21 protein-coding genes and 1 riboswitch are annotated in these 24,554 nt (G+C 63.3%); of the genes, 8 read left to right on the forward strand and 13 right to left on the reverse strand.

All coding sequences use genetic code 11. From position 1 onward, the window contains the following. Window positions 1–15: 15 nt before the first annotated feature. Complete coding sequence (locus tag IVB23_RS34890; protein ID WP_247801524.1) at window positions 16–249, reverse strand: hypothetical protein; 234 nt, start codon at window positions 247–249, stop codon at window positions 16–18. Between the two features lie 315 nt (window positions 250–564). On the opposite strand from IVB23_RS34890, the gene IVB23_RS34895 reads away from it, so the two are divergent. After that, complete coding sequence (locus tag IVB23_RS34895; protein ID WP_061882988.1) at window positions 565–834, forward strand: DUF2798 domain-containing protein; 270 nt, start codon at window positions 565–567, stop codon at window positions 832–834. Window positions 835–1,489: 655 nt separating this feature from the next. Here the strand turns inward: IVB23_RS34895 and IVB23_RS34900 are convergent. The 8 genes from IVB23_RS34900 to IVB23_RS34935 all read right to left on the reverse strand — a co-directional run bounded on the left by IVB23_RS34900 (window position 1,490) and on the right by IVB23_RS34935 (window position 6,750). Further along, window positions 1,490–1,660, reverse strand: coding sequence for a hypothetical protein (locus tag IVB23_RS34900; RefSeq protein WP_061882987.1), 171 nt, complete (start codon window positions 1,658–1,660; stop codon window positions 1,490–1,492). A 153-nt stretch (window positions 1,661–1,813) separates the two neighbouring features. Continuing rightward, window positions 1,814–2,014, reverse strand: coding sequence for a hypothetical protein (locus tag IVB23_RS34905; protein WP_061882986.1), 201 nt, complete (start codon window positions 2,012–2,014; stop codon window positions 1,814–1,816). Window positions 2,015–2,183: 169 nt separating this feature from the next. Continuing rightward, window positions 2,184–2,420, reverse strand: a complete 237-nt coding sequence (locus IVB23_RS34910) for a hypothetical protein (RefSeq protein ID WP_247801526.1) — start codon at window positions 2,418–2,420, stop codon at window positions 2,184–2,186. A gap of 236 nt (window positions 2,421–2,656) precedes the next feature. Continuing rightward, on the reverse strand, window positions 2,657–3,076 hold the full coding sequence (locus IVB23_RS34915; protein WP_156505486.1) for a Rap1a/Tai family immunity protein: 420 nt from the start codon (window positions 3,074–3,076) through the stop codon (window positions 2,657–2,659). Between the two features lie 665 nt (window positions 3,077–3,741). After that, on the reverse strand, window positions 3,742–4,428 hold the full coding sequence (locus IVB23_RS34920; RefSeq protein ID WP_156505502.1) for a hypothetical protein: 687 nt from the start codon (window positions 4,426–4,428) through the stop codon (window positions 3,742–3,744). A 92-nt stretch (window positions 4,429–4,520) separates the two neighbouring features. Next, complete coding sequence (locus tag IVB23_RS34925; RefSeq protein ID WP_082822273.1) at window positions 4,521–4,718, reverse strand: hypothetical protein; 198 nt, start codon at window positions 4,716–4,718, stop codon at window positions 4,521–4,523. Window positions 4,719–4,927: 209 nt separating this feature from the next. Then, on the reverse strand, window positions 4,928–5,512 hold the full coding sequence (locus tag IVB23_RS34930) for a protein-S-isoprenylcysteine O-methyltransferase (RefSeq protein WP_061882984.1): 585 nt from the start codon (window positions 5,510–5,512) through the stop codon (window positions 4,928–4,930). A 5-nt stretch (window positions 5,513–5,517) separates the two neighbouring features. Further along, window positions 5,518–6,750, reverse strand: coding sequence for a hypothetical protein (locus IVB23_RS34935; RefSeq protein ID WP_197967321.1), 1,233 nt, complete (start codon window positions 6,748–6,750; stop codon window positions 5,518–5,520). 185 nt (window positions 6,751–6,935) lie between these two features. On the opposite strand from IVB23_RS34935, the gene IVB23_RS34940 reads away from it, so the two are divergent. Both IVB23_RS34940 and IVB23_RS34945 read left to right on the forward strand, forming a co-directional pair. After that, window positions 6,936–7,658, forward strand: coding sequence for an SGNH/GDSL hydrolase family protein (locus tag IVB23_RS34940; RefSeq protein WP_245312230.1), 723 nt, complete (start codon window positions 6,936–6,938; stop codon window positions 7,656–7,658). A gap of 732 nt (window positions 7,659–8,390) precedes the next feature. Then, window positions 8,391–9,491, forward strand: a complete 1,101-nt coding sequence (locus tag IVB23_RS34945; RefSeq protein ID WP_247801528.1) for a choloylglycine hydrolase family protein — start codon at window positions 8,391–8,393, stop codon at window positions 9,489–9,491. Window positions 9,492–9,653: 162 nt separating this feature from the next. Here IVB23_RS34945 and IVB23_RS34950 read toward each other — a convergent pair whose 3' ends face one another. Then, window positions 9,654–10,628, reverse strand: a complete 975-nt coding sequence (locus IVB23_RS34950; RefSeq protein WP_247801529.1) for a transporter — start codon at window positions 10,626–10,628, stop codon at window positions 9,654–9,656. A gap of 645 nt (window positions 10,629–11,273) precedes the next feature. Between IVB23_RS34950 and recA the strand changes: the two genes are divergently transcribed. Next, entirely contained in the window at window positions 11,274–12,362 is a 1,089-nt protein-coding gene (gene recA / locus IVB23_RS34955) for a recombinase RecA (protein ID WP_061882979.1), read from the forward strand. 102 nt (window positions 12,363–12,464) lie between these two features. Further along, window positions 12,465–13,457, forward strand: coding sequence for a hypothetical protein (locus IVB23_RS34960; protein ID WP_247801530.1), 993 nt, complete (start codon window positions 12,465–12,467; stop codon window positions 13,455–13,457). Between the two features lie 236 nt (window positions 13,458–13,693). Here IVB23_RS34960 and gcvP read toward each other — a convergent pair whose 3' ends face one another. The 3 genes from gcvP to gcvT form a co-directional block, all read right to left on the reverse strand. Then, on the reverse strand, window positions 13,694–16,561 hold the full coding sequence (gcvP, locus tag IVB23_RS34965; protein WP_247805017.1) for an aminomethyl-transferring glycine dehydrogenase: 2,868 nt from the start codon (window positions 16,559–16,561) through the stop codon (window positions 13,694–13,696). A gap of 162 nt (window positions 16,562–16,723) precedes the next feature. Beyond that, on the reverse strand, window positions 16,724–17,092 hold the full coding sequence (gcvH, locus tag IVB23_RS34970; RefSeq protein ID WP_197967327.1) for a glycine cleavage system protein GcvH: 369 nt from the start codon (window positions 17,090–17,092) through the stop codon (window positions 16,724–16,726). Window positions 17,093–17,102: 10 nt separating this feature from the next. Then, complete coding sequence (gene gcvT, locus IVB23_RS34975; protein ID WP_247801531.1) at window positions 17,103–18,251, reverse strand: glycine cleavage system aminomethyltransferase GcvT; 1,149 nt, start codon at window positions 18,249–18,251, stop codon at window positions 17,103–17,105. Window positions 18,252–18,397: 146 nt separating this feature from the next. Next, a riboswitch (glycine riboswitch) is annotated at window positions 18,398–18,486 on the reverse strand. 223 nt (window positions 18,487–18,709) lie between these two features. Between gcvT and alaS the strand changes: the two genes are divergently transcribed. The 3 genes from alaS to ltrA all read left to right on the forward strand — a co-directional run bounded on the left by alaS (window position 18,710) and on the right by ltrA (window position 24,502). After that, window positions 18,710–21,388 (forward strand): alanine--tRNA ligase, encoded by a 2,679-nt coding sequence (alaS, locus tag IVB23_RS34980; protein ID WP_247801533.1) that lies wholly within the window; start codon window positions 18,710–18,712, stop codon window positions 21,386–21,388. 6 nt (window positions 21,389–21,394) lie between these two features. Continuing rightward, a complete protein-coding gene (locus tag IVB23_RS34985; protein ID WP_247801535.1) occupies window positions 21,395–22,621 on the forward strand; it encodes a cyclic nucleotide-gated ion channel in 1,227 nt (408 codons plus the stop codon). Window positions 22,622–23,125: 504 nt separating this feature from the next. Continuing rightward, complete coding sequence (gene ltrA / locus IVB23_RS34990) at window positions 23,126–24,502, forward strand: group II intron reverse transcriptase/maturase (RefSeq protein WP_247799886.1); 1,377 nt, start codon at window positions 23,126–23,128, stop codon at window positions 24,500–24,502. Window positions 24,503–24,554 lie beyond the last annotated feature (52 nt).

A 24,554-nucleotide genomic window follows, 5' to 3' on the forward strand; every position in this document is an offset into this window, starting at 1 on the left:
GATCCGAGGTCCTCGCTAGTCGAGGGTTTCGGCAACGATGCGGATCCGGAACACCGGCTCCTTGGCCTCGTCCAGCAGCTCCATCTGCCATTCGGAATTTTCCAGGAGCTTGCGGGCAATGCCGGCGGTCATGTCGGCGCAGACGCTGGTCATCTCCTTCCAGGCCGCATCGCGATTGGCAAATTCCGTCGCCTGGTCGGCGCAGCCGGAATAGCGGCCGTTGCGGATTCGAAAGAAATAGAGCGGCATGGCAGGCACCGATCGCGCGCATGGGCCTCGCCCCCCAAGGCCCTGGGCGCGCGCAGTCCAATCCCAAACCACCGTCGGATCAATCCCGGGCGGCTACGGACTACACGGGACCGTTGGCGGGCTGCGGAGCGCAGATGGGCGCTCGCCTCCGTGGTTCTCCGACCCTGAACAGAGTTCCTGAACTCCGTTCAGGTTGCACCCGGGCGACGGGTCAAGGTGTGGCTACACGCTGGTTCCCGGTGAGGCTTCCGTATCCCGACCGGGTGACGGCATGTGCCTTGCTTGCCTGATGAGCCAAGCACCCATGGATACCTCATGCTCGGCATTCCCCGCCGCTATTCCCATTTTGTCTTCGGCATCATCCAGTCCGGACTGACCTCGCTGGTCGCAACGGGCATCGCCAGCCTGCCCGCAGGCGGCCCGATGATGTTCGTTCGGCACTGGATGGTGTCGTGGTTGATCGCCTGGGCCGCCATGCTGCCTGTCGTCCTGCTGGCTGCGCCTGCGATCCGCGCCTTCTCGCTGCGCCTGACCCGGGAGGAGAGGGACCGAGAGCCGGCCGGCAGGCTTGAAAAAGCCCCGTAACGCTCGGCATGTGAAGGCCGCACTCGAACGGCCGCAGACTGACCGCGCACCCGTCCCAATTTCGACATCCGTTCGCACCACTGCCGACACACCCGTCGGCAAGATTTTATCCGTTCGGCGCGGCCATGGGGGAAACGTGGCCCGCCGACAACGGGGTGGCATCATGGATAACGTAGAGCGGTCATTTGCCGCCGCGACGGCGGCTGGCTTCGTCGTGCTGGTGATTGGGCTGGTGCTGCTGGCGCTGCTGTAGGCGGGTTTGCGGGCCGGGTGACGGCGGCCGTGCCCGTCCGGTGGGTGGCACCAGGCACGCCTCGACTTTCAAAAACTGGAAAACAACCCCATGCACAGTAGGGTGCCTGGAAATGTCATCGACACGCCAATAGCTTATCGGTAGTATTTAGATACCTTTAGCCGGCGCGCAGTGCCTTCGCCGGCGACGCATCCGCGATGCCCGGATCGAGATCGGCAGGCGGTCGCCCCGGACCGACCGACCAGCGTCTGCTGCCGATAGGGGACGGCCTCGGTCCACACCGAAGCCGATCCCGGGCGGGCCTGAAGCGCGATGCGATCAGGATGAATCGTCATCGCGCCTTCGGTCGTTGTTCAAGCATGATCTTCTCGGAAAACCGCTGCGCACTTTTCCGATCAGGCTCTAGTGGATCTTGATCTCGTTCAAGGGCAGGCGGAGCTCGGCGGCGCGCTCTTCACGGTCCTTCCTGCGGAACTCGTTTTCCTTGCGCTCGAACTTCACCATCTCCTTCTGCGCTGCCTCCAGCAGGGGACTGCGTCTGATCGCATCGTGCTGCGTGTCGTTGTCCGTCATGGCCGAGCTCCCCGGAGTTGCGGTCCCATCCCCACAGAAGGCCGGAGACCGCGAAAAGGTTCGGTGCGCCAAGATTGCGGAAACATGACGGCGCACCGGCCGCGCCCTTGATGCGCGGCGGCCTCCGCTCCCGAAGGCAACACCGATTGCCGGCTATTTCGGTGGCTGAAGCCCGGGCGATTTGACCCAGTCGTGCAGATGATTGGCGACGTCGGCCTGGCGGGCCTTCTTGAGGAGGGCGTCTCGCTCGGCACCCGGTGGAAGCCTGGAGGCCTGCTGCTGGACCTGCTTCACCCATGCGGAAAGCCGGTCCTGGAGGGTCAGCTGTTGCTTGAAACGTCGCCGCTTGAACATGGCGTTCTCATATCCATGCGAGGAAGGCGGGAGCGCGATCGGCGTCCTCGTCACCGATAGTGCCCGGGATCCGCGCGGTGATGATCCATTAGGATCCATAAACGGATCCGCGTCTGTTCAGTTGTGCGCACAAGGCGAATGGGAAGCCGAAATGAATCTCGGAACTCCGTCAATGCGGCTCAGGCCGCTCTCGAAGGGGATGATCATTCACTCTGCGGCGCATCCGGTGACAGAAGCTCTCGATGAACTGGGCAGGCGATTCGAAATTGACGAGGAGCCTTTCGGCCTGCACCCAATCGTCCGAACCAGGGGCGAATGAATCCATCAATCGCTTTTGCCGGTCGGCGCGCACGGCATGTTTCAGCCCTGCCTTCGACGAACGCGAGTTGAGCGCAATCTCGGCCAAGCTTGTCTTCTTCCTCGATCGGCTGCTTTTGCACCCCGCGTACCTTGCGACCAGAACGACTTCGTTAGCGGCGGCCAACCATGTGGCTCCAGGCGCGCTTCGCTTGCTGATAAGGCGTTGAGTGCTGGTTGTGGAGGTGTGCACTGCGGTTCAGTTCGCGCACCTCAACGGTGTGCATTGCCTGACGTGAACGCCGCGGACCGTAAGGCTAGCATCACTGGCCGCAGATACGCGTTCTATTTGGTTTTTTTGGGGGCACGCTTCTTCGGTCCATTTCCGGCGGACGACCCGGCATCGTCCCCATGGCAGGGCCAGGCATCTCTGAATGCTTCGATGGCGACGGTGATCCCCGGCTCACTCGCTCGATCCGGATTGTTATCAAGATACCCCAGAAAAACCTTGGCACTTTGCAAGGGGCTGCCTTGCGCGGGGGGGCATGCACGCACGTTGGCTGGCAGATTTGGTGAAAAGAGCATCGCAGTCTCGATCATTCCCTCACATACGCCGGCGGATCGAGCTTCGTCCTGATTGCGGAACGAGTTCTGAACAAGCAGTTCGCAAGACTTTTGCGCGTCGGTTGCTTTATCGACAACCGTGGCGCTGGCCTTCCCGATGACCGCTAGGATTAGGCCGGCAACAATAACATGAACCCGCATCCGCGTCCCCCGAACAGCGGCGCGATAGCTTACTGCATTCAGTATGCCGCAATAGAGTGGCCGCCCGCGCCGTTCCAGGCGGCTCAGACGGCTTAGCTCAAAAAAGCCATCTGATCCACCGCGCTCAATACGAGCGACGTGAACTCAGCTCTTCCATTTCCACAAAGCCGAAAGAGCGGTTGTCGACTTGACAGCACGCAGCTTTACGCGCGTTGACCGCCGATCATGATCGCAAATCAACAAGCGTGCTGATGGTACAGGTCCCGATCCGACGCGGAGAGCGTCTATTATCCGGCCGTGTACGCGACGTGCACAGGTCGATTGATGTTGATGCTCGGCCTCGACGCAGAACCATTGCCTAAGCGGTGAGCTTTGCCTGCGACGACAGGTTCTGCGACCTTCCTCAACTACGCCAAGGAGGACTTCATCCTCAGAACGGTTTCCAACAAAAGCTTAGTCATGGCCATGCGGAGGTGGAACTGCCTGGCTGCGCAGCGCCTCGGACGTTCTCATGGTCTCCCGGCCTATTAATAAACCAAGCGAGGCAGCGCACGAATGTTGGTCGTATCGAACCGCATCCTCAAAGAACAAGCTCGCTTGAATTTCTTGAAGACCTCACACCCATCTTCACGCGCGGAAAACTGGATGAACTCAATCCGAGGATTCTAGCTTCGACCGGATTCAAGCTGCACCGTTTTTCGCCCCCCGTTCAGCTCTCTGAGTTTGTTGACGTATTCCTCAGGCTTTAGCAGATGAAACGGAGCGTTGAGGCCCATGAAAGTCGCTATGCGTCCGATGAAAGCGGTGCAGTTGGTCGTTGCTGCATTCCACAGCGGCGAAGTGTCCTGCTGGCGCTTGATATAAGCAAAGACCTTCTTGGCGTCCGCCTCAGACAAATAGACGCGATAGCTGGCCGTCAGATATTGCTCGTCGAGATCACCGTAGGTCGCACCCGTCTCAGAAGGGACAAACATGATGTGTCCCAGGATATAGGGCACCTCATCGCCGGCCGGAGCCAGACCAGCGACCTCGACCTGCTTTTCGCCCGTCTTTCCGTACCAGACGAATGCATGACCGTACGTTGCCGCCGTGCGGGCCCGAAAATCAACGTAGTAGGGACCCGTGGCGGCAGCTCTTCGAGCTGGCTTTACATCGGATATCGCCGGCGTAGCAGCAGCCATGCTCGCCGCATGCTTCGTCGCCAAACTGGGGACAGTGTCCCGTTGCTGCTGGTCTGCACGCGCCACGAGTGGTTGCGCGCTACTGATCCCGGCCCCCAAGCCTACAAAGGCCGCCAGCATGGCGGCCTTTGCAAGAAGCTCTAGACCCGGATATTTCCGAATCACTCCCACCATCTTCGAATCCTCTTGGATCCAAGATCCGATGCCACAGGTAGTCCGCTACCCCCAAACGAACGCCGCTGGCGTACGAATGGATAGTCAGATCAACCCTTGGTCACCAATGGAGCCGGCGCAGCGACCGGGTATTTGCCCACGGGGCTCTTACCCACGGGATATTTGCCGATCGGAGCTTTGCCAACCGGCGCGGCGGCGGCAACCGGCTGAGGCCGCGGCAGGTCGGCAGCAGCTGCGGTTCCCACGAAGGCCAACGAAGCGATTCCAAGGACAGCGAATTTCAACATCGTTTCTCACCATTGTTCGGGACGATTGGATTCACCTGACCCGCATAGGAATAACCCGACACTCGCCACGGCACCAACGAATAGACCGGGGGAGCCCGCGGTTCCGACCGCTTTTTCTGCCGTATGTTGCGGAAATGGCACGCAAATTGAGGCGTCTGGTTCCAAATCAGTCTCGTGCGTACCACAGGTCGAGACATGCCGGGACCTAACTAGAGTATCCACGGGAAGACCCGGCCGGTCCGCGCCATATAATCGCGATAGCTGTCGCCAAACGTCTGCAACATCATTCGCTCTTCCCTTGCGACGCGGCCAAAGAACAAGATCCCGAAGCCCGCCAGGCCCGCGAAACCGGCAATCCAATTCGGCAGCAGCAATGCCTGGGCGATAGCCCACAGCCAAAATGCCGAATACATCGGGTGTCGGACTCTCCGGTAAATCCCTTCCGTCACGAGCTCATGATTCTCTCGCACGTCGAGACTTATCGACCAATTCCGGCCGAGTGCACGGTGAGTCAGGTGAAACACGCCCAAAGCCGCAATCGCAAAGAAAGAGCCCAGCCAAGCCAACGCGGGATAAAAGCTGTGAGCTGCGAAACGAGGCATTCCTGTCGCTACGTAGACAAGCGGAACAAGTCCGAGTCCCGAAAGTGATATGAGCAGGAGCGCAGTTTCCAGGGGGCCTCGAGCGCTCCGCACAACCCTCGCACGGCGGGAACGGCGCGCGTACTTATAGCGTATGACGTACCAGCCGATCACCAACGCAACGAAGATGACTTTTGAAATGGTGGGCGTCATTTGAATCAGGCTGCCGCGCCCGGATTTCCCAGCAGCTCGCTTTCCGACGCCGGCGCGCCCGCAATAAGGCCTCCGTCGTCAGCGATCATCGACACAGCGCCATCCGGGGCGAGCGTCTGGGATTTGGCTGAAATAGGTCCGCATGTGAGCATGAAGTAGTCGTACGATGTTCGCCTGTCATTTCCACTGACGAACTGGCAGTGCACGCGGAAGAAATTGAAGCGGATGCGTTGATACATGTCGTCGTTGAGCATTCGACTAATCTTCACGACCCTGACGGTCGCCTCGTTTTCTGTCGACAAGCCCATTTCGGCCATTGGTCGGCATTTGTAAAAATTCAACACGTCGGTGAGGGCTTGATAGTCGCCCCAGAAGATCGCGCGGGAATTGGCGACGCGTTCCACCGCCCTGCGAAAGCGTACTGCCTTCGGGTGCAGGCCGATCTTGAGTATGGATGATCCAACGCTCAAGAATGTGACGGGAATCTTTTTCCGACCGAGCGCAGGGTCCAGCTTCAAGGCGCGATCAAGTAGATCAACCGCTAGCACGGCGCCAAGGCTATGCCCCACGACCAAAATTTCGTCTGCGGCAGAGTTGGTCGCCGCAACCACGAGCTCGGCGGCCAACCTGTCCAGCCTCTGCTCAATTTCCGAATTCCCGCATCGAATATACTCGCGAGAGAAAATCCAATCATCGAACAAGGCGCTCAGGTGGAGCCAGCGCCACGGGCCGGCCAAAACGGCTGCGATCCCGAAGAAACCGACACCGGTAGCCGTAGGAATGGATCCGGTGATCTTGAATGCAACCAGGGCAATCAAACAGGCGGCCGCGATCAACAGCCCGAACATGACCAATGGATAGAGAAAGAACAGTGCGTAGCGCCAGTTGGTCAGCAAGTACCGCCAAAGAGTGCCGGTCAAAACGAAATCCAGAAACGCAAGAATGCCGACGGAAATGCGTGAGCCAATGCTTCGACGCCCGAAGGCCTCAATTACGTCGTGCCATCGGACCAGACGGTAATCGGTTTCGACGAGCCAATCGGGGCCAGCTGTCGTCACATTCCATCGTATCTGGTCGGCGGTATCATGCAAACCGTCAACGGCCGCTTTCACTGACCAGGTACGTTGGAACCTCGCAATTTCGCGCACAAAGCGTCGTTGCGCGCTGGCATGCGACGCGATTGGATCATAGCCGCCGATATGGAATACCAACCGTTTCGCTACAGGCTTGCCGGACATTGTCTTATCCCCGGACTCATGCGTGCTGCTCGCTCCCCACGCGTCAATCGACCTGCAATCAAAAACAGACGTTTGAAGCCAAGGGTTGTCAAGAGAGAATCGACCAGTTATTGGGGAACATGGGTCGATTTGTTCTGCCATGCATAAGCCGAACCGCTCGAACAATAGCGTCGATCGGTGCTGCCGTGATTGTCGGTTTGTCCAGCACGGCGCCCTCTCAAGCGCAGGACGAGGCATCATCTGGCGAGAGATGCCTTGCTGCAAATTTGGATGTTTCGCTGGGCGCACAATTGCCCCGCACGGCGGCGCGTTTGAGATCTGGTGAGCCGCTAAGGATTGTCGCGATCGGATCATCGTCGACGGTGGGGCTCTGGGTACTTCGGTCCGCGGCCACGTACCCGCAGGTGATGCGCCGAGAACTCTCGAGGCTTAGATCCAACGCAACGATCGAGGTCATCAACAGCGGTCGAGTCGGCGATACGATTCCGAACAACATCGCGCGGTTCGAGCGTGACGTTTTCGCGCACACGCCTGATCTCGTTATCTGGCAATTAGGTACCAATGACGTCGCCTGGGGTGGCCGGCCGGACCAAGGGCTCAAAAGAAGCGTTCTTGAAGGGGTAAGGGCACTTAAGGCGGGGTCTGCCGATGTCGTGCTGATGGATCTGCAATATGCGCCACAGGTGCTCGCTTCCGCTAGCTACTCAACGATGGAGGGCATCATCGCCGATGTCGCGAAGCAGGAACGGGTCGGGCTGTTCTCTCGTTTTGCGCTGATGCGAAACTCGATCCATGCCGGAGTTGCGCAAAGCGCGCTTGTAACGTGGGACGGATTGCACAACACCGCCGATGGTTATGATTGCATTGGACGAGCCCTTGCCCGAGCCATCTCAGCGAGTGCGCGTTGAAAAGCTCTGGAACAGCGATTCGCACGCTGTGCGGTCTCGGATGACCTTGGGTACCGCCCAGGGACAGCGGCGCCGAGCGTATAGATGTACGCGAACGCGCGCGAAGACCAATTCTCTTCGGCAATTGCCGCGTCTCTCGAAGCGGTAGCATCAATTCGCGCCGACGCTGTCAGGAGGTGCGCTCATACCCCATCATGCGGGCCAACTCATTGACCTATTGCTGGTGCTTGTCGCCGCGTGGATGGCGCCAGCCACCATCTTTGTTATCTACGCCTATTTCGCTCGTCTTAAGCATCCGGTCAGCGAATCGGTCTTTGGACGTGTGGTCATAATATCCTTGTTCATCATAACCACGTCGATCTGGCTCCCGATAATTCTGGCCGCCATAGTCCTATCACTGATCGGTCATTTGTGGTTCCGCTTCAGGGGACAACCACGCAAGTAGCTAGAGGTGAACCGCCCCGGGATTGCCGGAGGCTGTTTGGTTTTAGTTATGCCGCCATGGCCGGTTGCATGGCGTAGTAGCGTTTCTCGGCTTCGGCCGGCGGAATGTTTCCGATGGGCTCCAGGAGATGATCCCGAACCAGGAGAGCTGCCGAGTCCGGCAATTAAGCTCCGATTCACCGCAGCGCTCCTTTTCGGCGCAGAACGCGATGAGAGGCCGCGCATGTTCACGATTGTTGCGGTTCCATCCACCTATCAAGACAGCCGCTTCAACAAGGAGACAGAGGCATGATCAAGTGGGGCCGGGGATTTGTCAGGCGGGGCATTGCCGCTGTCTTGGCGGGCGCGATGGCGGCGGCAGCGCCGGCGCAGGCCTGCACCAACATTCTGGTGCTGGCGGCCGACGGCACGCCCGTTTATGGCCGCACCCTGGAGTACGCGCTGGAGACCCAGTCCGACGTCGTCGTCGTACCGCGCAACCATGAATTCATCGGCACGCGTCCGGCCAAGATGGCGGCTCCGAAATGGAGCAGCCGCTACGGCTTCGTCGGCGTCATGAGCTTCGGCCAGCCCTTCGTCTCGGACGGCATGAATGAGAAGGGCCTCGCTGGCGGCGCACTCTATTTCCCCGGCTTTGCCGGCTACACACCTGTCGACAAGGCCGATCCGAGCACTGCGCTCGCGCCCTGGGAGTTCCTGACCTGGATCCTCTCGAACTTCGCGACGGTCGCGGAGGTCAAGGCGGCGCTCGACAAGGCGGTGATCGTCGACCTGCCCGCGCCGATGGTGAATTTCACCCTGCCTTTCCATTTCCCGATCCATGACGCCACCGGCGCCTCGATCGTGATCGAGCCGATCGACGGCAAGTTCAAGGTCTATGACAACCCGCTCGGTGTCCTCACCAACTCGCCGACCTTCGACTGGCATCTCACCAATGTCCGCAACTACGTCAGGATCTCGCCGGTCGGCGCTGCCCCGCTCAAGATCGGAAGCAAGAGCTTCGAACCCTTCGGCCAGGGCTCGGGCCTGCTCGGCATTCCCGGCGATCCAACGCCGCCCTCGCGCTTCATCCGGGCGCTGGGCTACGCCGCCTCGGCCAAGCAGGTTGCCGACGGCCCGCAGACGGTGCGCCTCGTCGAGCACATCATGAACAATTTCGACATCCCGATCGGCTTCATCGACTCCGCGGCGAAGGGCGGCGAGCTCGAATACACGCAATGGACCTCGATCGCCGATCTGCGTGCGAAGAAGTACTACATCAAGGGCTACAGGGATCAGGTGCTCCGGACCGTCGATCTGACGAGCTTCGACCTCGACGCCAAGGGCCTTCAGGTCGCACCCTTCAAGCTCAACCTGACGCCGCCGCCGCTCCAGTTCAACAAGTCCTGAGGCTGACGGCCGTTCGTCCCGAACAGCGAGGGCCGCGCGACGGCGCGGCCCCTTTTCATGGCTAAAGCGCGATGAGATTTGGATGAATCGTCATCGCGCTTCAGGTTGTTGTCTACGCATGATCTTTCCGGAAAACCGCTTCGCACTTTTCCGGATCATGCTTTAGCGTGCCGCAGTGAGGGGTAGCGCCACGGTGAGCAAACCCACGGTCCCGCACGCGCGGTTCTCGGCCTCGAACTCGCGCAGCACCTTGATCCGCGCCGAGACAGGCGTCTTCCCCGCCTCGAAATTATAGGCGATCGTGCCGCCGAGCGCCGTCACGCGTCCCTTGAAGGCGCCAAGCGTGGCGCCGGCGCCGCTGTCGCCCGTGAGCTGCTGGTAGTGATAGCCGATGATGCCGGCCGAGAGCGCGCTGGTCAGCGCCTTCGAGGCTGCCCACTCGACGTGGAATTCGGTGCCGGTCCGGTAGTCGGTCGCGTTGTTGGTGCCGTTGAAGGTCATGCCGACGGCGGTGGACAGATCGATCTCGGTGTCGGGATCAAACCAGGTCAGCGCGCCGGACAGATCGCTCGCCCAGCGGTGGAAGGCCAGATTGGCGAGCTCCCCGTCGCGATAGTCTCCGACCGGCATGTTGACCATGACGCCCGTGGTCCAGTGGAATTTGCCCGAATGCCAGCCGAGCATCGCAGAGACCACGGGGTCGCCGACGATCGTCGCACTGTCGCGCAGCGCCTGGTTGATGATCTGTTTCGTCGCGGGCGCGTCGTATTCGACGCCTGCCGAGACGCGGACATAGCCGACAGGCATGGTGGCGCCGACGGCGAGATTGCCGCCGAGAAACTGCCAGGGCGTCACCCAGGTCCCACTCAGGAAATCGGCCCGCACCTGACTGCGGACATCCGCGACGATCCGACCGCCCGCCGGCAGCAATTTCTTCGCATCGAGTGACGCGTCGTAGACATAGGTGTCGCTCTCGAAATAGACCCCCGGAGAGGCCAGATAGCCCGCCATCGGCCCGCGTCCGCCGAGCAGATAGAAACCTGCCCCATTCTCGGCCGCGACCGCATCCTGTCCAGCCAGGCCGCACGACACCATCGCGCCGAGCACAAAGCCCGCACGCCCCGCCCGTGACATCATGCGATGCCACCGGGCTCGCCCCCTAAGCATAAACCCCCACCCCTCTTCACGCGCGGATCAGCCATCCGAATCATCGCCACAATAGCTTGTTCCCGACTGCGTGACGCAGGAGAGTGTGAGACTGTGCGCTCATGGATGCGAGGGGCTGGCCTCTCCGGCGAGCATAACGACACAGCTCCATGACTGCGAAGCTCCGTGACTGCGACCGGGCGACGACAGGTCGTCGATGAAGACGAGGCGCTCGGGACAGTAAACGCGATGGAGGTCCCGTTTGAACAAAGACGAAAAAACGAAGAGGCCGCCAACTGAGGTGGCCTTACTCTGCCAGTTTGAACTTCGATCTAGCTGGCATTAGAACGCGGGCGGCCTTAGCCAAGCCGGGAGAGTTTGACTTGGCGAGGCGATCAGCTGGGGCGCCGTAAAATGCGCAGACGGGTTTCTCCCGCCCTCCCAGCACCAAGAGTCCAAACCCCTCCCAAAAAATCAAACCAGGCCACTGCAGCCGGAAACAGGCCAGCGTTCGCATCTTCCGCAAAAGAACATATTGCGAACGAGGAACAAATAGGGTACATTGCTTTTGTCGCCGAGCTGCCTCGCCAATTGTTTGTCCCTCACGCGAATCCTCGCCATAAGGAGCACGACCCAATGTCCGCAACTGCCCTGCGTATCGTCGAAGGATCTTCCATGGACAAGAGTAAAGCTCTGGCCGCCGCGCTCTCCCAGATCGAGCGCCAGTTCGGCAAGGGCTCGGTGATGAAGCTCGGCAAGAACGACCGGTCCATGGACATCGAGGCGGTGTCCTCCGGCTCGCTCGGACTCGACATCGCGCTCGGCATCGGCGGCCTGCCCAAGGGACGCATCGTCGAGATCTACGGGCCGGAATCTTCGGGCAAAACCACGCTGGCGCTGCACACGGTGGCAGAAGCGCAGAAGAAGGGCGGCATCTGCGCCTTCATCGACGCCGAGCACGCGCTCGACCCGGTCTATGCCCGCAAGCTCGGCGTCAACATCGACGAGCTCCTGATCTCGCAGCCCGACACCGGCGAGCAGGCGCTGGAGATTTGCGACACGCTGGTGCGCTCGGGCGCGGTCGACGTGATGGTGATCGATTCGGTCGCGGCGCTGGTGCCGAAGGCCGAGCTCGAGGGCGAGATGGGCGATGCGCTGCCGGGTCTGCAGGCCCGCCTGATGAGCCAGGCGCTGCGCAAGCTCACGGCCTCCATCAACAAGTCCAACACCATGGTGATCTTCATCAACCAGATCCGCATGAAGATCGGTGTGATGTACGGCTCGCCCGAAACGACGACCGGCGGCAATGCGCTGAAATTCTACGCCTCCGTCCGCCTCGACATCCGCCGCATCGGCGCGATCAAGGAGCGCGACGAAGTCGTCGGCAACACCACCCGCGTCAAGGTGGTGAAGAACAAGCTGGCGCCGCCGTTCAAGCAGGTCGAGTTCGACATCATGTACGGCGAGGGCGTCTCCAAGATGGGCGAGATCCTCGATCTCGGCGTCAAGGCCGGCATTGTCGAGAAGTCCGGCGCCTGGTTCTCCTATGACAGCCAGCGCCTCGGCCAGGGCCGCGAGAACTCGAAAGCATTCCTGAAGGCCAACCCTGACATCACCGCCAAGATCGAGACCGCGATCCGCCAGAACTCCGGCCTGATCGCCGAGCAGATTCTCGCCGGCACGCCCGAGCGCGACGCCGACGGCGAGGAGCCGGCGGACGAGTAAGTTTCAAGCAGTCGAGTTTTCGCGAGGAGCGGGCACTGAGGACGTTGAGTTGCCGACGTCATCGGTGCCCGTTTCGTTTGGCGTGAGGAAGGACGCGTCGAGATGAAGCGTGTGATCTTGACCAGCTCGTCCGGCGTCGGTCTTGCCCACGCCGATCGCGCCGACATGGTCGTCCCCTTCATCTATCGCTTCGCTTCCGGGCCACTTCCCACGGCTGACCACCTCAGTAGCTATCTCGCCTCCAGGTGGTGGTCTAACGGGATGCACTGGTCGGATTGCGTCGGCGTCCGTCAATCGCCCCTTCTCAGGCGCCAGGATCGGGCGGGTGCGTTGCTCTGGGTCTGCGAAACCTACGGGGTCGATCTCATCGAACTGTGGTTCGATCCCGAACCCAATAGTCAATTGCAGTTGATCTGGCTCCTCGATTACTTGCGTTCCGAACCATCCATCACGGAGAAGCTGAGATTGCGACGCGTCGATTTCGATCTGCGCGGAGCAGATCCCTCAGAGCTTCGTCACCCTGACGTGCGGCAGGTCGATATCGTGGAAAGCGATCTTGGGATCGCCAGCATGGCCTGGGAAGCTTACCGCGCGCCGACGCCCGAGCTTTGCGCCGGGCTGCTCGACAGGCCGCTCGGCAAGCTGTCTTTCCTGAAGCCGGCGATGGAAGACCTGCTCGCAGAACTGCCGTCGCCGGCGACGGGACTGGGCGCGACGGAGACGCGGCTTCTCGAGCGGATTGCAGGCGGACACAGTCGCACCGATGAGCTGTTTCGGCCGGGCGCGCTGGCAACACGCGTGTTCGATCCGTGGGAGTTGGGCGCGTTGCTCGAAGGGCTCGCATTTGGCCCGGCGCCGGCGATCGCGGGTCTGGACAGCAAGCTGGCGACACTCGGTCCGGACAACGCGAGAAGTCGTAATGCTGCCTTTCGCCGGAGCCGGCTGTCGCTGACGGAGTTTGGCGAGGCGGTCCTGGCGGGCCGGGAAGATTTTCGCGGTCCCAACCCGATCAAACGCTGGTGGGGCGGCACGCTTCTCACCAGTGAACGGCTTTGGCGCTGGGATGGCGAGCGCCAGTCGTTGATCGCGCCCTAAAGCGCGATGCGATTAGGATGAATCGTCATCGCGCTTTAGGTTGTTGTTTAAGCATGATCTTTTCGGAAAACCGCTGCGCACTTTTCCGGATCATGCTTTAGCGGCGCATTCAGTGTTGTAGGGTGGATTAGCCGAAGGCGTAATCCACCACTGTTTATCTCCGCGAAAGCTGAAGTGGTGGGTTACGCCGGCGGCCTGCGCTTCGCGCGACCGCCCGCTAACCCACCCTACAAATCCTACTCCGCGGCTTGCGCGTAATCGCTCACCGGCGGGCAGGAGCAGACGAGATTGCGGTCGCCGTAGACGTTGTCGACGCGGCCCACGGGGCACCAATACTTGTCGGTGCGCGAGACGCCGTCGGGGAAGCAGCCTTCGCTGCGGGTGTAGGCGCGATTCCAATCGTCATCGGCGATGTCGTGCACGGTGTGCGGGGCGTGACGCAAGGGCGAGGCTTCGATCTTGAAGCGGCCGGCCTCGACCTCGGCGATCTCCTTGCGGATCGCAATCATGGCGTCGCAAAAACGATCCAGCTCCGCCTTCGATTCCGACTCGGTCGGCTCGATCATCAGCGTGCCCGGCACCGGGAAGCTCATGGTGGGCGCGTGGAAGCCGTAGTCGATCAGCCGTTTGGCGATGTCGTCGACGGTGACGCCTGAGGTCGTCTTCAGCGGCCGCGGGTCGACGATACATTCATGCGCGACGCGGCCCTTCTCGTTCTTGTAGAGCACCGGGAAGTGCGCATCGAGCCGCGCTGCGATGTAGTTGGCGTTGAGGATCGCGATCTCGGTCGCGCGTTTCAGTCCTTCGCCGCCCATCATCAGGATGTAGATGTAGGAGATGGTCAGGATCGACGCCGAGCCGAACGGCGCGGCCGAGACCGGGCCGACCGGTGCTTCGTCGTCTGTTGCGGGATGTCCGGGCAGGAACGGCGCGAGATGCGCCTTGACGCCGATCGGGCCCATGCCGGGGCCGCCGCCGCCATGCGGGATGCAGAAGGTCTTGTGCAGGTTGAGATGGCTGACGTCGGCGCCGTAGTCGCCCGGCCGGGACAAGCCGACCTGCGCGTTCAGGTTGGCGCCGTCGAGATACACCTGGCCGCCATGGGCGTGGACGATGTCGCAGATCTCGCGGATATGCTCCTCGAACACGCCGTGCGTCGAGGGATAGGTGATCATGACCGCGGCGAGGTCGTTCGAATGCTTCTCCGCCTTGGCGCGGAGATCACCAACGTCGACGTCGCCGTTCTTCTCGCAGGCGACCACGACCACGTCCATGCCGGCCATCGCGGCCGAGGCCGGGTTGGTGCCATGGGCAGAGGAGGGGATCAGGCAGATCTTGCGGTGGCTCTCCCCGCGCGCGGCGTGATAGCCGCGGATCGCGAGCAGCCCGGCATACTCGCCCTGCGCGCCGGAATTCGGCTGCAGCGAGATCGCGTCATAGCCGGTGATGTCGCACAGCCATCTTTCCAGCCGCGCGAACAGCGCGTGATAGCCGCTCGCCTGCTCGCGCGGGACGAACGGATGCAGCGAGCCAAATTCCGGCCAGGTCAGCGGCATCATCTCGGTGGTCGCGTTCAGCTTCATGGTGCAGGAGCCGAGCGGGATCATGGCGCGGTCGAGCGCGAGATCGCGATCGCTGAGCTTGCGCATGTAGCGCAGCATCTCGGTCTCCGAGCGATGCGCGTGGAAGACCGGATGGGTGAGGAACGGGGTGGTGCGCTTCAGCGTCTCCGGCAGCGCCTCGCGCGTGCCGGCGTCGATCTCGGCATAAGCGAAGGTGCCGCCGAAGGCGCGCCAGACCGCTTCCACCGTCGCAGGCGTCGTGGTCTCGTCGAGCGCGATGCGCAGAGCCGCATCACCGATGCCGAGATTGATCTGTTCGGCCGCGGCGCGCGCGATGATCTCGGCGCGCCTGGCGCCGGCATCGACGCTGAGCGTGTCGAAGAAGTTTTCGGACTGCGGCTCAAAGCCGAGCTTGCGCAGGCCGCTCGCGAGCACGGCGGTGCGGCGGTGGACGTTGCGCGCGATCTGCGAGAGCCCCTCGGGGCCGTGATAGACCGCGTACATCGAGGCGATCACGGCGAGCAGCACCTGGGCGGTGCAGATGTTGGAGGTCGCCTTCTCGCGGCGGATGTGCTGCTCGCGCGTCTGCAGCGCGAGGCGGTAGGCCGGCATCCCGCGGGAGTCGACGGAGAGGCCGACGATGCGGCCGGGCAGCGAGCGCTTCAGCGCATCGCGCACCGCCATATAGGCCGCATGCGGCCCGCCATAGCCCATCGGCACGCCGAAGCGCTGCGCGGAGCCGATCGCGATGTCGGCCCCGAGCTCACCGGGCGAGGCCAGCAGCGTCAGCGCCAGCAGGTCGGCCGCGACGATTGCGAGCGCTCCCTTGGCCTTCAGCGCCGCGATCGCGGGCCTGAGGTCGCGCAAAGCGCCCGACGAGCCCGGATATTGCAGCAGCGCGCCGATCACGTCGGCCGTGTCGAGATCGGTGAGGGGATCGCCGACGATCAGGGTCCAGCCCAGCGGCTCGGCGCGGGTGCGCATCACCGCGAGCGTCTGCGGATGGACGTCCCTGTCGACGAAGAACGCTTTCGCCTTGACCTGCGAGTGCCGCTCGGCGAGCGCCATGGCTTCGGCGGCGGCAGTGGCCTCGTCGAGCAGCGAGGCGTTGGCGACGTCGAGCCCGGTGAGGTCGCAGATCAGGGTCTGGAAGTTGAACAGCGCCTCCAGGCGGCCCTGGCTGATCTCGGGCTGGTAGGGCGTATAGGCCGTGTACCAGGCCGGATTCTCCAGGATGTTGCGCTGGATCACCGCGGGCAGGATCGTGCCGGAATAGCCTTGGCCGATCAGCGAGGTGAAGACCTGGTTCTGGGCTGCGAGCTCGCCCATATGCGCGATCGCCTCGGTTTCGCTCAAGGGCTTGCCGAGATCGAGCGGAGTGGCCTGCCGGATCGAAGCCGGCAGCGTCTCCGCCATCAGCGCGTCGACGCTTTTCGCGCCGACGGCCTCTAACATTGCGGTGACGTCGCGCGCCGAGGGGCCGATGTGGCGGCGGACGAAACTTGCGGCGGTGTCGCCGTTGGTCTTGCGGTGCGCGGTCATCATGGGTCCTCGCTTTAGATTTGGCTGTCGGTGTCATGCCCCGCGAAGGCGGGGCATCCAGTACTCACCAGCAGCGCGGATTGAACCGAGAGGCCGCGGCGTACTGGATCACCCGCCTTCGCGGGTGATGACACTGAGTATGAGGCGGCTGTCCTCGTCATCTCACGCCGTGTGCGCCTTGTAGGCAGCCTCATCCATGAGGCTGCCGAGCTCGCTCTTGTCGGCCATCTTGATCTTGAAGAACCAGGCCGCGCCCTGCGCGTCCGAATTGACCAGCGCCGGCTCGGCGGCGAGCGCCTCGTTGGCCTCGAGCACTTCGCCCGTAACAGGCGCGTAGACGTCGGAGGCGGCTTTCACCGATTCCACGACCGCGGCGGCTTCAGCCTTCTTCAAGCTGCGGCCGACCTTGGGCAATTCGACGAATACGACGTCGCCGAGCTGCTGCTGGGCGTAGTCGGTGATGCCGACCGTGGCGGTATCGCCGTCGATCGCGAGCCATTCGTGGTCGGAGGTGTACAGCGTCGTGGTCATTGTCTTGTCCTCAGCGTTTGTAAGTGTTTTTCACGAAGGGCATGGCGGCGACTGCGAGCGGCAGTCGCTGGCCGCGCACCTCGGCGAAGAGTTTGGTGCCGAGCGCACTCAGATTCGTGGGCACATAGCCCATCGCGACCGGCGCATTCAGGCTCGGGCCGAAACCGCCTGAGGTGACCTTGCCGATCGGCTCGCCGCCGGCCGCGTCCGCAAACAGCGGCGCGCCCTCGCGCACCGGCGCGCGGCCTTCGGCGCGCAGGCCGACACGGCGGCGGGATGCGCCGCTATCGAAATGCGCAAGGATCTTGTCGGCGCCGGGAAAACCGCCGGCGCGCAACCCGCCGCTGCGCCGGCTCTTCTGCACCGACCATTCCAGCGCGGCCTCGACCGGCGTGGTCGCGGTGTCGATGTCGTGGCCGTAGAGACAGAGCCCGGCTTCGAGCCGCAGGCTGTCGCGGGCGCCGAGGCCGATCGGCAGCACGTCCGGGTTTTCGAGCAGCGTCCTGGTGAGGCGCTCGGCGTCGGCGGCGGGAACGGAGATTTCGAAGCCGTCCTCGCCGGTATAGCCGGAGCGCGAGACGAAGCATTTGACGCCGGCGACCTCATGCGGGCCGGCATCCATGAATGTCATCGACGGCGCCTCTGCACACAATTTCGCCAGCGCCGCTTCCGCCTTCGGGCCCTGCAGCGCGATCAGCGCGCGGTCGGCAAGAGAATCGATGACGCAGTCGTCCGCGAGGTGCGCGCGCAGATGCGCCTCGTCCGCGTCCTTGCAGGCGGCGTTGACGACCAGGAACAGGTGATCGCCGAAATTGGCGACCATGAGATCGTCGAGAATCCCGCCGTCCGCATTGGTGAACTGGGCGTAGCGCTGCCGTCCCGGCGCGATTGCCACGATGTCCTGCGGCACCAGCCGTTCCAGCGCGCGGGCGGCGTCCTCGACCTTGCCGGACTTCGGCCGGAGCGCGAGCTGCCCCATATGGGAGACATCGAACAGGCCGGCCGCGGCGCGCGTATGGAGGTGCTCCTTCAGCACGCCGGCAGGATACTGCACGGGCATGTCGTAGCCCGCGAACGGCACCATCTTGCCGCCGAGGGACACATGCAGGGCGTGGAGGGGCGTCTGTCGGAGCGATTTCTGGTCGTCGGGTACTGGCATCACAGGGGTCCTCGGCGGTTCCCCGGGGACGATTCCCCGGGCCAACCTGTCGAAGCCCCATCTGTCGCTGTGCCTGAGAGTATTATCCCGTCGGCGGGTGCCACCCGGGTTGTTAGGCCCGTCGGCGCCTCTTTCCAGATGCTGTCAAAGCCACGCGGTCCTTTTGCCTGAGAGTTTCCGGGGCGGTTGCTCCTTCGGCGCCGGCAGTGAAGCCGGTCTCTCCCGACGTGGCCGTACGATATAGATGGTTACAGACCACAGGCCGGCCAAGCCTGTCAACGCGGCGGTTTCGCCTTTTCAACCGGGATTGCGCGCCTGCGGCAACCCTCTGATCTCCTTGCACAGTTTCTGGACACTGAAGCAGGCCTTGTCTAAAAGCGCTCTGGCCCGCAGATATCAGCCCTAACCTCTGGTTTGGATGGCAGGAAGCGGGTCCAAGCACACCCGATTGGATGAACATGAGCGGCGTCAACGAGATCAGGTCGACCTTTCTGAACTTCTTTGCCGAGAACGGCCACGAGATCGTGCCGTCCTCGCCATTGGTGCCGCGCAACGACCCCACGTTGATGTTCACCAATGCCGGCATGGTGCAGTTCAAGAACGTCTTCACCGGCGTGGAGAAGCGGCCCTATCAGCGCGCCACCACCTCGCAAAAATGCGTGCGCGCCGGCGGCAAGCACAACGACCTCGACAATGTCGGCTACACCGCGCGCCATCTCACCTTCTTCGAGATGCTCGGCAATTTCTCGTTCGGCGACTATTTCAAGGAGCGCGCGATCGAGCTCGCCTGGAAGCTGATCACCACCGAGTTCGGGCTGAAGAAGGACAAGCTGCTCGTCACGGTCTACCACACCGACGACGAGGCGGCGGGGCTGTGGAAGAAGATCGCCGGCTTCTCCGAAGACCGCATCATCCGCATCCCGACCTCGGACAATTTCTGGGCGATGGGCGACACCGGCCCGTGCGGCCCGTGCTCGGAGATCTTCATCGACCGCGGCGAGCACATCTGGGGCGGGCCTCCGGGCTCGCCGGAGGAGGACGGCGACCGCTTCCTCGAATTCTGGAATCTCGTGTTCATGCAGTTCGAGCAGGTGACGAAGGAGGAGCGCCAGCCGCTGCCGCGTCCCTCGATCGACACCGGCATGGGCCTGGAGCGCATGGCCTGCATCCTCCAGGGCGTCGAGAGCGTGTTCGAGACCGACCTGTTCAAGAACCTGATCGATGCGACGGCGTCCGCGCTCGGCACCGGGCCGAACGAGCAGACCGTGGCCTCGTTCCGCGTCATCGCCGATCACCTACGCTCCTCGGCCTTCCTCGTCTCCGACGGCGTGCTGCCTTCGAACGAGGGCCGCGGCTACGTGCTGCGCCGGATCATGCGCCGCGCGATGCGCCATGCGCAGCTGCTGGGTGCGAAAGAGCCGCTGATGCATCGGCTGGTCTGGGCGCTGGTGCGCGAGATGGGCCAGGCCTATCCCGACCTGATGCGCGCGGAGAATCTGATCGAGGAAACGCTGCGGCTGGAAGAAACCCGCTTCCGCAAGACTCTTTCGCGCGGCTTGGCCATTCTGGATGAGAAGAGCGCGGGCCTGAAGAAGGGCGACATGTTCGACGGCGACGTCGCCTTCACGCTCTACGACACCTACGGCTTCCCGCTGGACCTGACGCAGGACGCGCTGAAGTCGCGCGGCATCGGCGTCGACCAGGCGGCGTTCACGGATGCGATGGAGCGCCAGAAGGTGAAGGCGCGCGAGTCCTGGAAGGGCTCGGGCGAGGCGGCTTCCGAGGCGGTCTGGTTCCCGCTGCGCGAGAAGCTGGGTGCGACCGAGTTCCTGGGCTACGAGACCGAGAGCGCCGAAGGCGTGGTGTCCGCGCTGGTCAAGGACGGCCACGAAGTCGCCAGCCTCAAGGCCGGCGAGACGGGCGCGATCGTGCTCAACCAGACGCCGTTCTATGCGGAGTCCGGCGGCCAGGTCGGCGACACCGGCGTGCTGACGGGTGAGGGCGGCGTCAAGTTCCGCGTCACCGACACGCAGAAGAAGCTCGGCGATTTCTTCGTTCACATCGGCACGGTCGAGAGCGGCGAAATCAGGCTCGGCAGCGCGCTGCAGCTCGAGGTCGATCATTCGCGGCGCTCCTCGATCCGCGCGCATCACTCGGCGACCCACCTCATTCACGAGGCGCTGCGCCAGGTGCTCGGCGATCACATCGCCCAGCGCGGCTCGATGGTCGCGCCCGACCGCTTGCGTTTCGACTTCGTGCATCCGAAGCCGATCACGCCGGAGGAGCTCGCCCGCGTCGAGGACATCGCCAACGACGTTGTGCTGGAGAACGACGAGGTCACGACCCGCATCATGGGCGTGGACGAGGCCCGCGAGGCCGGTGCACGTGCGCTGTTTGGCGAGAAATACGGCGACGAGGTCCGCGTCGTCTCGATGGGCAGGACTGCGCGCGAGCGCGGCGCCAACGCGCTCGGCTGGTCGGTCGAGCTCTGCGGCGGCACCCACGTGAAGCGCACCGGCGATATCGGCCTGATCACGCTGACGGGCGAAAGCGCGGTCGCCTCGGGCGTGCGCCGCATCGAGGCGCTGACCGGGAATTACGCGCGCAGGCACGCCAACGAGACCATGGCGCTGGCGAAGACCGCGGCGAACGAGCTGCGCACCTCTCTCGACGACGTGCCGGCGCGCATCGCCGCGCTGATGGAGGATCGCAAGAAGCTCGAGCGCGAGTTGTCCGACGCCCGCAAGAAGCTCGCAATGGGCGGCGGCGCATCTGCCGGCAACGGCGCAGCCTCGGGCGTGCGCGAGGTCGGCGACGTCAAGCTGATGGCGCGTGCCGTGGAAGGCATCGAGATGAAGGATCTCAAGAGCCTCGCCGACGACGGCAAGAAGCAGATCGGCTCGGGCGTTGTCGCCATCGTCGGCGTCACCGAGGACGGCAAGGCCGGTGTGGTGGTCGGCGTGACGCAGGACCTGACCGCGCGCTTCAACGCCGTGAACCTCGTGCGCATCGCCTCCGAGGCGCTCGGCGGCAAGGGCGGCGGCGGCCGGCCCGACATGGCCCAGGCCGGCGGCCCCGATGGCGCCAAGGCGGCCGCCGCGCTCACCGCGATCGAAAAAGCGATGGCGGGCGCTTAAGTCGCCATGGCCCCCGTTCCGCGCGGACGTGGGCTTCGCGATCCCGAATTTCGGGATCGCCTCTACGATCTGCTGGAGCACGATCCCTTGGCCTATTCGGTCGGGTCGCGCTTCATCCAGCTGATCATCGGGATCATCGTGCTCAATGTGGCCGCGATGATCCTCGCCTCGGTGCCGGAGCTCGATGCGCAGTTCGGCACGCTGTTCGCAGCCATCACCGTCCTGTCCGTGATCGTGTTCGCGCTGGAATATGCGGCGCGGCTGTGGACGGTGGCGGGGCACACCCAGCGCAAGGGCTCCGCGCTGGCCGACCGGCTCGGCTACGCCTTCTCCGCGCTCGGCATCATCGATCTCATGGCGTTCCTGCCCGCCGCAATCGTGCTCGCCACCGGCGGGCATGCGACGCTGGCCGCGCTCGGCGTGCTGCCGTTCTTCAAGCTGATCCGCTATTCGCCGGCGATGCGCTCGCTGCTTGCGGCCGTGCATGCCGAGCGGCGCGCGCTGATCGGCTGCATCGTCATCCTGATCGGCGCGGTGCTGACCTTCGCCTCGCTGCTCTACGCCATCGAGCGCGACGTGCAGCCCGACAAGCTCGGCACCATTCCGCAGGCGATGTGGTGGGCGATCGTCACGCTCGGCACCGTCGGCTATGGCGACGTCGTGCCGGTGACGCCGCTCGGCAAGTTCGTCTCCACCTTCGCCATCATCGCCGGCTTCGCCATGATCGCGCTGCCGGTCGCGATCATCTCGACCGCATTCGCGGAAGAGGTGAAGCGGCGCGATTTCGTCGTCACCTGGGGCATGCTGGCGCGGGTGCCGCTGTTCTCGCATCTGTCGGCCGCGGAGATCGCCGACATCATGCGCCTATTGCGCGCGCGCACCATCGAGCAGGGCGAGATCCTGGTGCGGCGGGGCGATGTCGCCTCGTCGATGTATTTCATCACCGCCGGCGAGGTCGAGATCGCGCTGCCGAGCCAGCATGTGCGCCTTAGCGACGGCACCTTCTTCGGCGAGATCGCGCTGCTTCACAAAACAAAGCGCAGCGGCACGGTGACGGCGACCCGCAAGACCCGGCTGCTCGTGCTCGACGCCCAGGATTTTCACGCGCTGATCGCGCGCATGCCGACGCTCGCCGACCACGTCCATACCACCGCCAAGGCACGGCTCGCCGACACCGGCGATCTCGCGCTGGCGGAGCTGGCGCAGGCGGGGGAGGAAGGCGGAGCGGGCTGAGGCCAACGCTCGTACCTTGGAAGATATGGGGAGCGGCCAACGCCGCCTCCGCTGTCGTCGTCCGGCTTGACCGGACGACCCAGTAGTGTGCCGAGTATGAACGACAGCTTGGAGGTGGAAGTCCTCTACCCAGCCTGATGACGGCGAAGGGTTAGCGAAGCGCAAGGGCGTCATCGCGAGGTGGGGTCTGAAGACAGCGTGGAGCAAAGCCGCGGCTCGATGGACAATTACCGGATAACGAGGCCTACCCGGCCGGACGAGCGAGCTACTGATCGCGAAGTCCATAGTCATCAAGGGTCGGGGTGGTAAATCCGGCGGGCGTGCGGCGAAGGCGGTCGGTCTTACCTCGGGAGGTCTGTGCGGTGTCCCGGCAACGGGACTGAGGTCGTCGCAAGGCGATCTGACCGCCGTGCAGAAGTCAGCAGAGGGCATAGTGGGCGGCAGCGCGCCGCTGAAGGCCCGAACGGTGGAAGTGGTCAGTAGAGCGGTCATCTCGCGCGAGCCATGCGACAGAAAACTCAGGTCGAGCTGAACTTGGGCACCGGAACAAGGGGTGAAGCCCCGAATACCGCCGCCCAAGAGGTCGAAGCAAGTGCGGCGGGGGCCAGTCTCGAACGCCCGGCGGTCGCAGGGCCGTCGATGGAAGCAGTAGTCGAGCGTGAGAACCTGAAGAAAGCGTTGGCGCAAGTGAAGCGCAACAAGGGTACGGCGGGCGTCGACGGAATGACCGTCGACGAACTGCCGGCCTACCTGAAGGAGCACTGGCTCACGATCCGCGCCCAGTTGCTTGATGGCACCTACAAGCCACAGCCGGTGCGGCGGGTGGAGATACCGAAGGCATCGGGCGGCCTGCGGCCGCTCGGCATCCCGACGGTACTCGACCGCTTTATCCAGCAAGCGGTGATGCAGGTGTTGCAGGCAGATTGGGACGGAACGTTCTCCGAGGCGAGCTTCGGCTTCCGGCCGACCCGCTCGGCGCATCAGGCGGTGGAACGGGCGCAGACCTACATTGCGTCCGGGCACGCCGTTGTCGTGGACATCGATCTGGAAAAGTTCTTCGACCGGGTCAACCACGACATCCTGATGGGGCTTGTGGCCAAGAGAGTTGCTGACAAGCGCCTCCTGAAGTTGATCCGCGGCTTTCTGACCGCGGGTGTGATGGAGGGAGGACTGGTCAGCCCGACTGAGGAGGGGACGCCGCAGGGTGGCCCGCTCTCGCCGCTGTTGTCGAACCTGATGCTGGATGTGTTGGACAAGGAATTGGAGAAGCGCGGACATCGCTTCGTGCGTTACGCCGATGACTGCAACGTCTATGTGCGTAGTCAGAAAGCGGGTGAGCGGGTGATGGCCGGCATCGAGAAGTTCCTTGCAAAGCGTCTCAAGCTGAAGGTCAACAAGGCCAAGAGCGCGGTCGCCAAACCGAGTGTCCGCAAGTTCCTGGGCTTTAGCTTTACATGGGAGCAGCCGCCACGACGGCGTATCGCGCCGCAGGCCGTCGCCCGCTTCAAGGCGAAGGTTCGGGAGCTGACGCGACGCACGGGCGGCCGAAGCCTCGCGCAGAGCGTCAAGGAGCTGTCCGTCTATCTCAAAGGATGGCGCGGCTACTTCGGCTTCTGCCAAACTCCGTCGGTGTTGCGCGCGCTTGATGAATGGATCAGGCGGCGGTTGCGCGCCGTCGTCTGGAAGCAATGGAAGCGCGGACCCGCTCGCTTTGCCGAGTTGCGACGCCGCGGCGTCGGCCGGGTTCTGGCGGCAAAGACCGCCAGCAGCCCACGTGGCCCTTGGCGGCTCGCGAACAGCCCCGCGCTCAACATGGCCTTGCCAATCGCCCTCTTCGGTTCACTCGGTCTGGTGTCCATCGCAGCTCAGCGCACCGCATAATCCGCCGAACCGCCGTATACGGACCCGTACGTACGGTGGTGTGGGAGGGGAG

It is taken from the genome of Bradyrhizobium sp. 191 (genome assembly GCF_023100985.1).
In the GTDB taxonomy this organism is placed as follows: domain Bacteria; phylum Pseudomonadota; class Alphaproteobacteria; order Rhizobiales; family Xanthobacteraceae; genus Bradyrhizobium; species Bradyrhizobium diversitatis.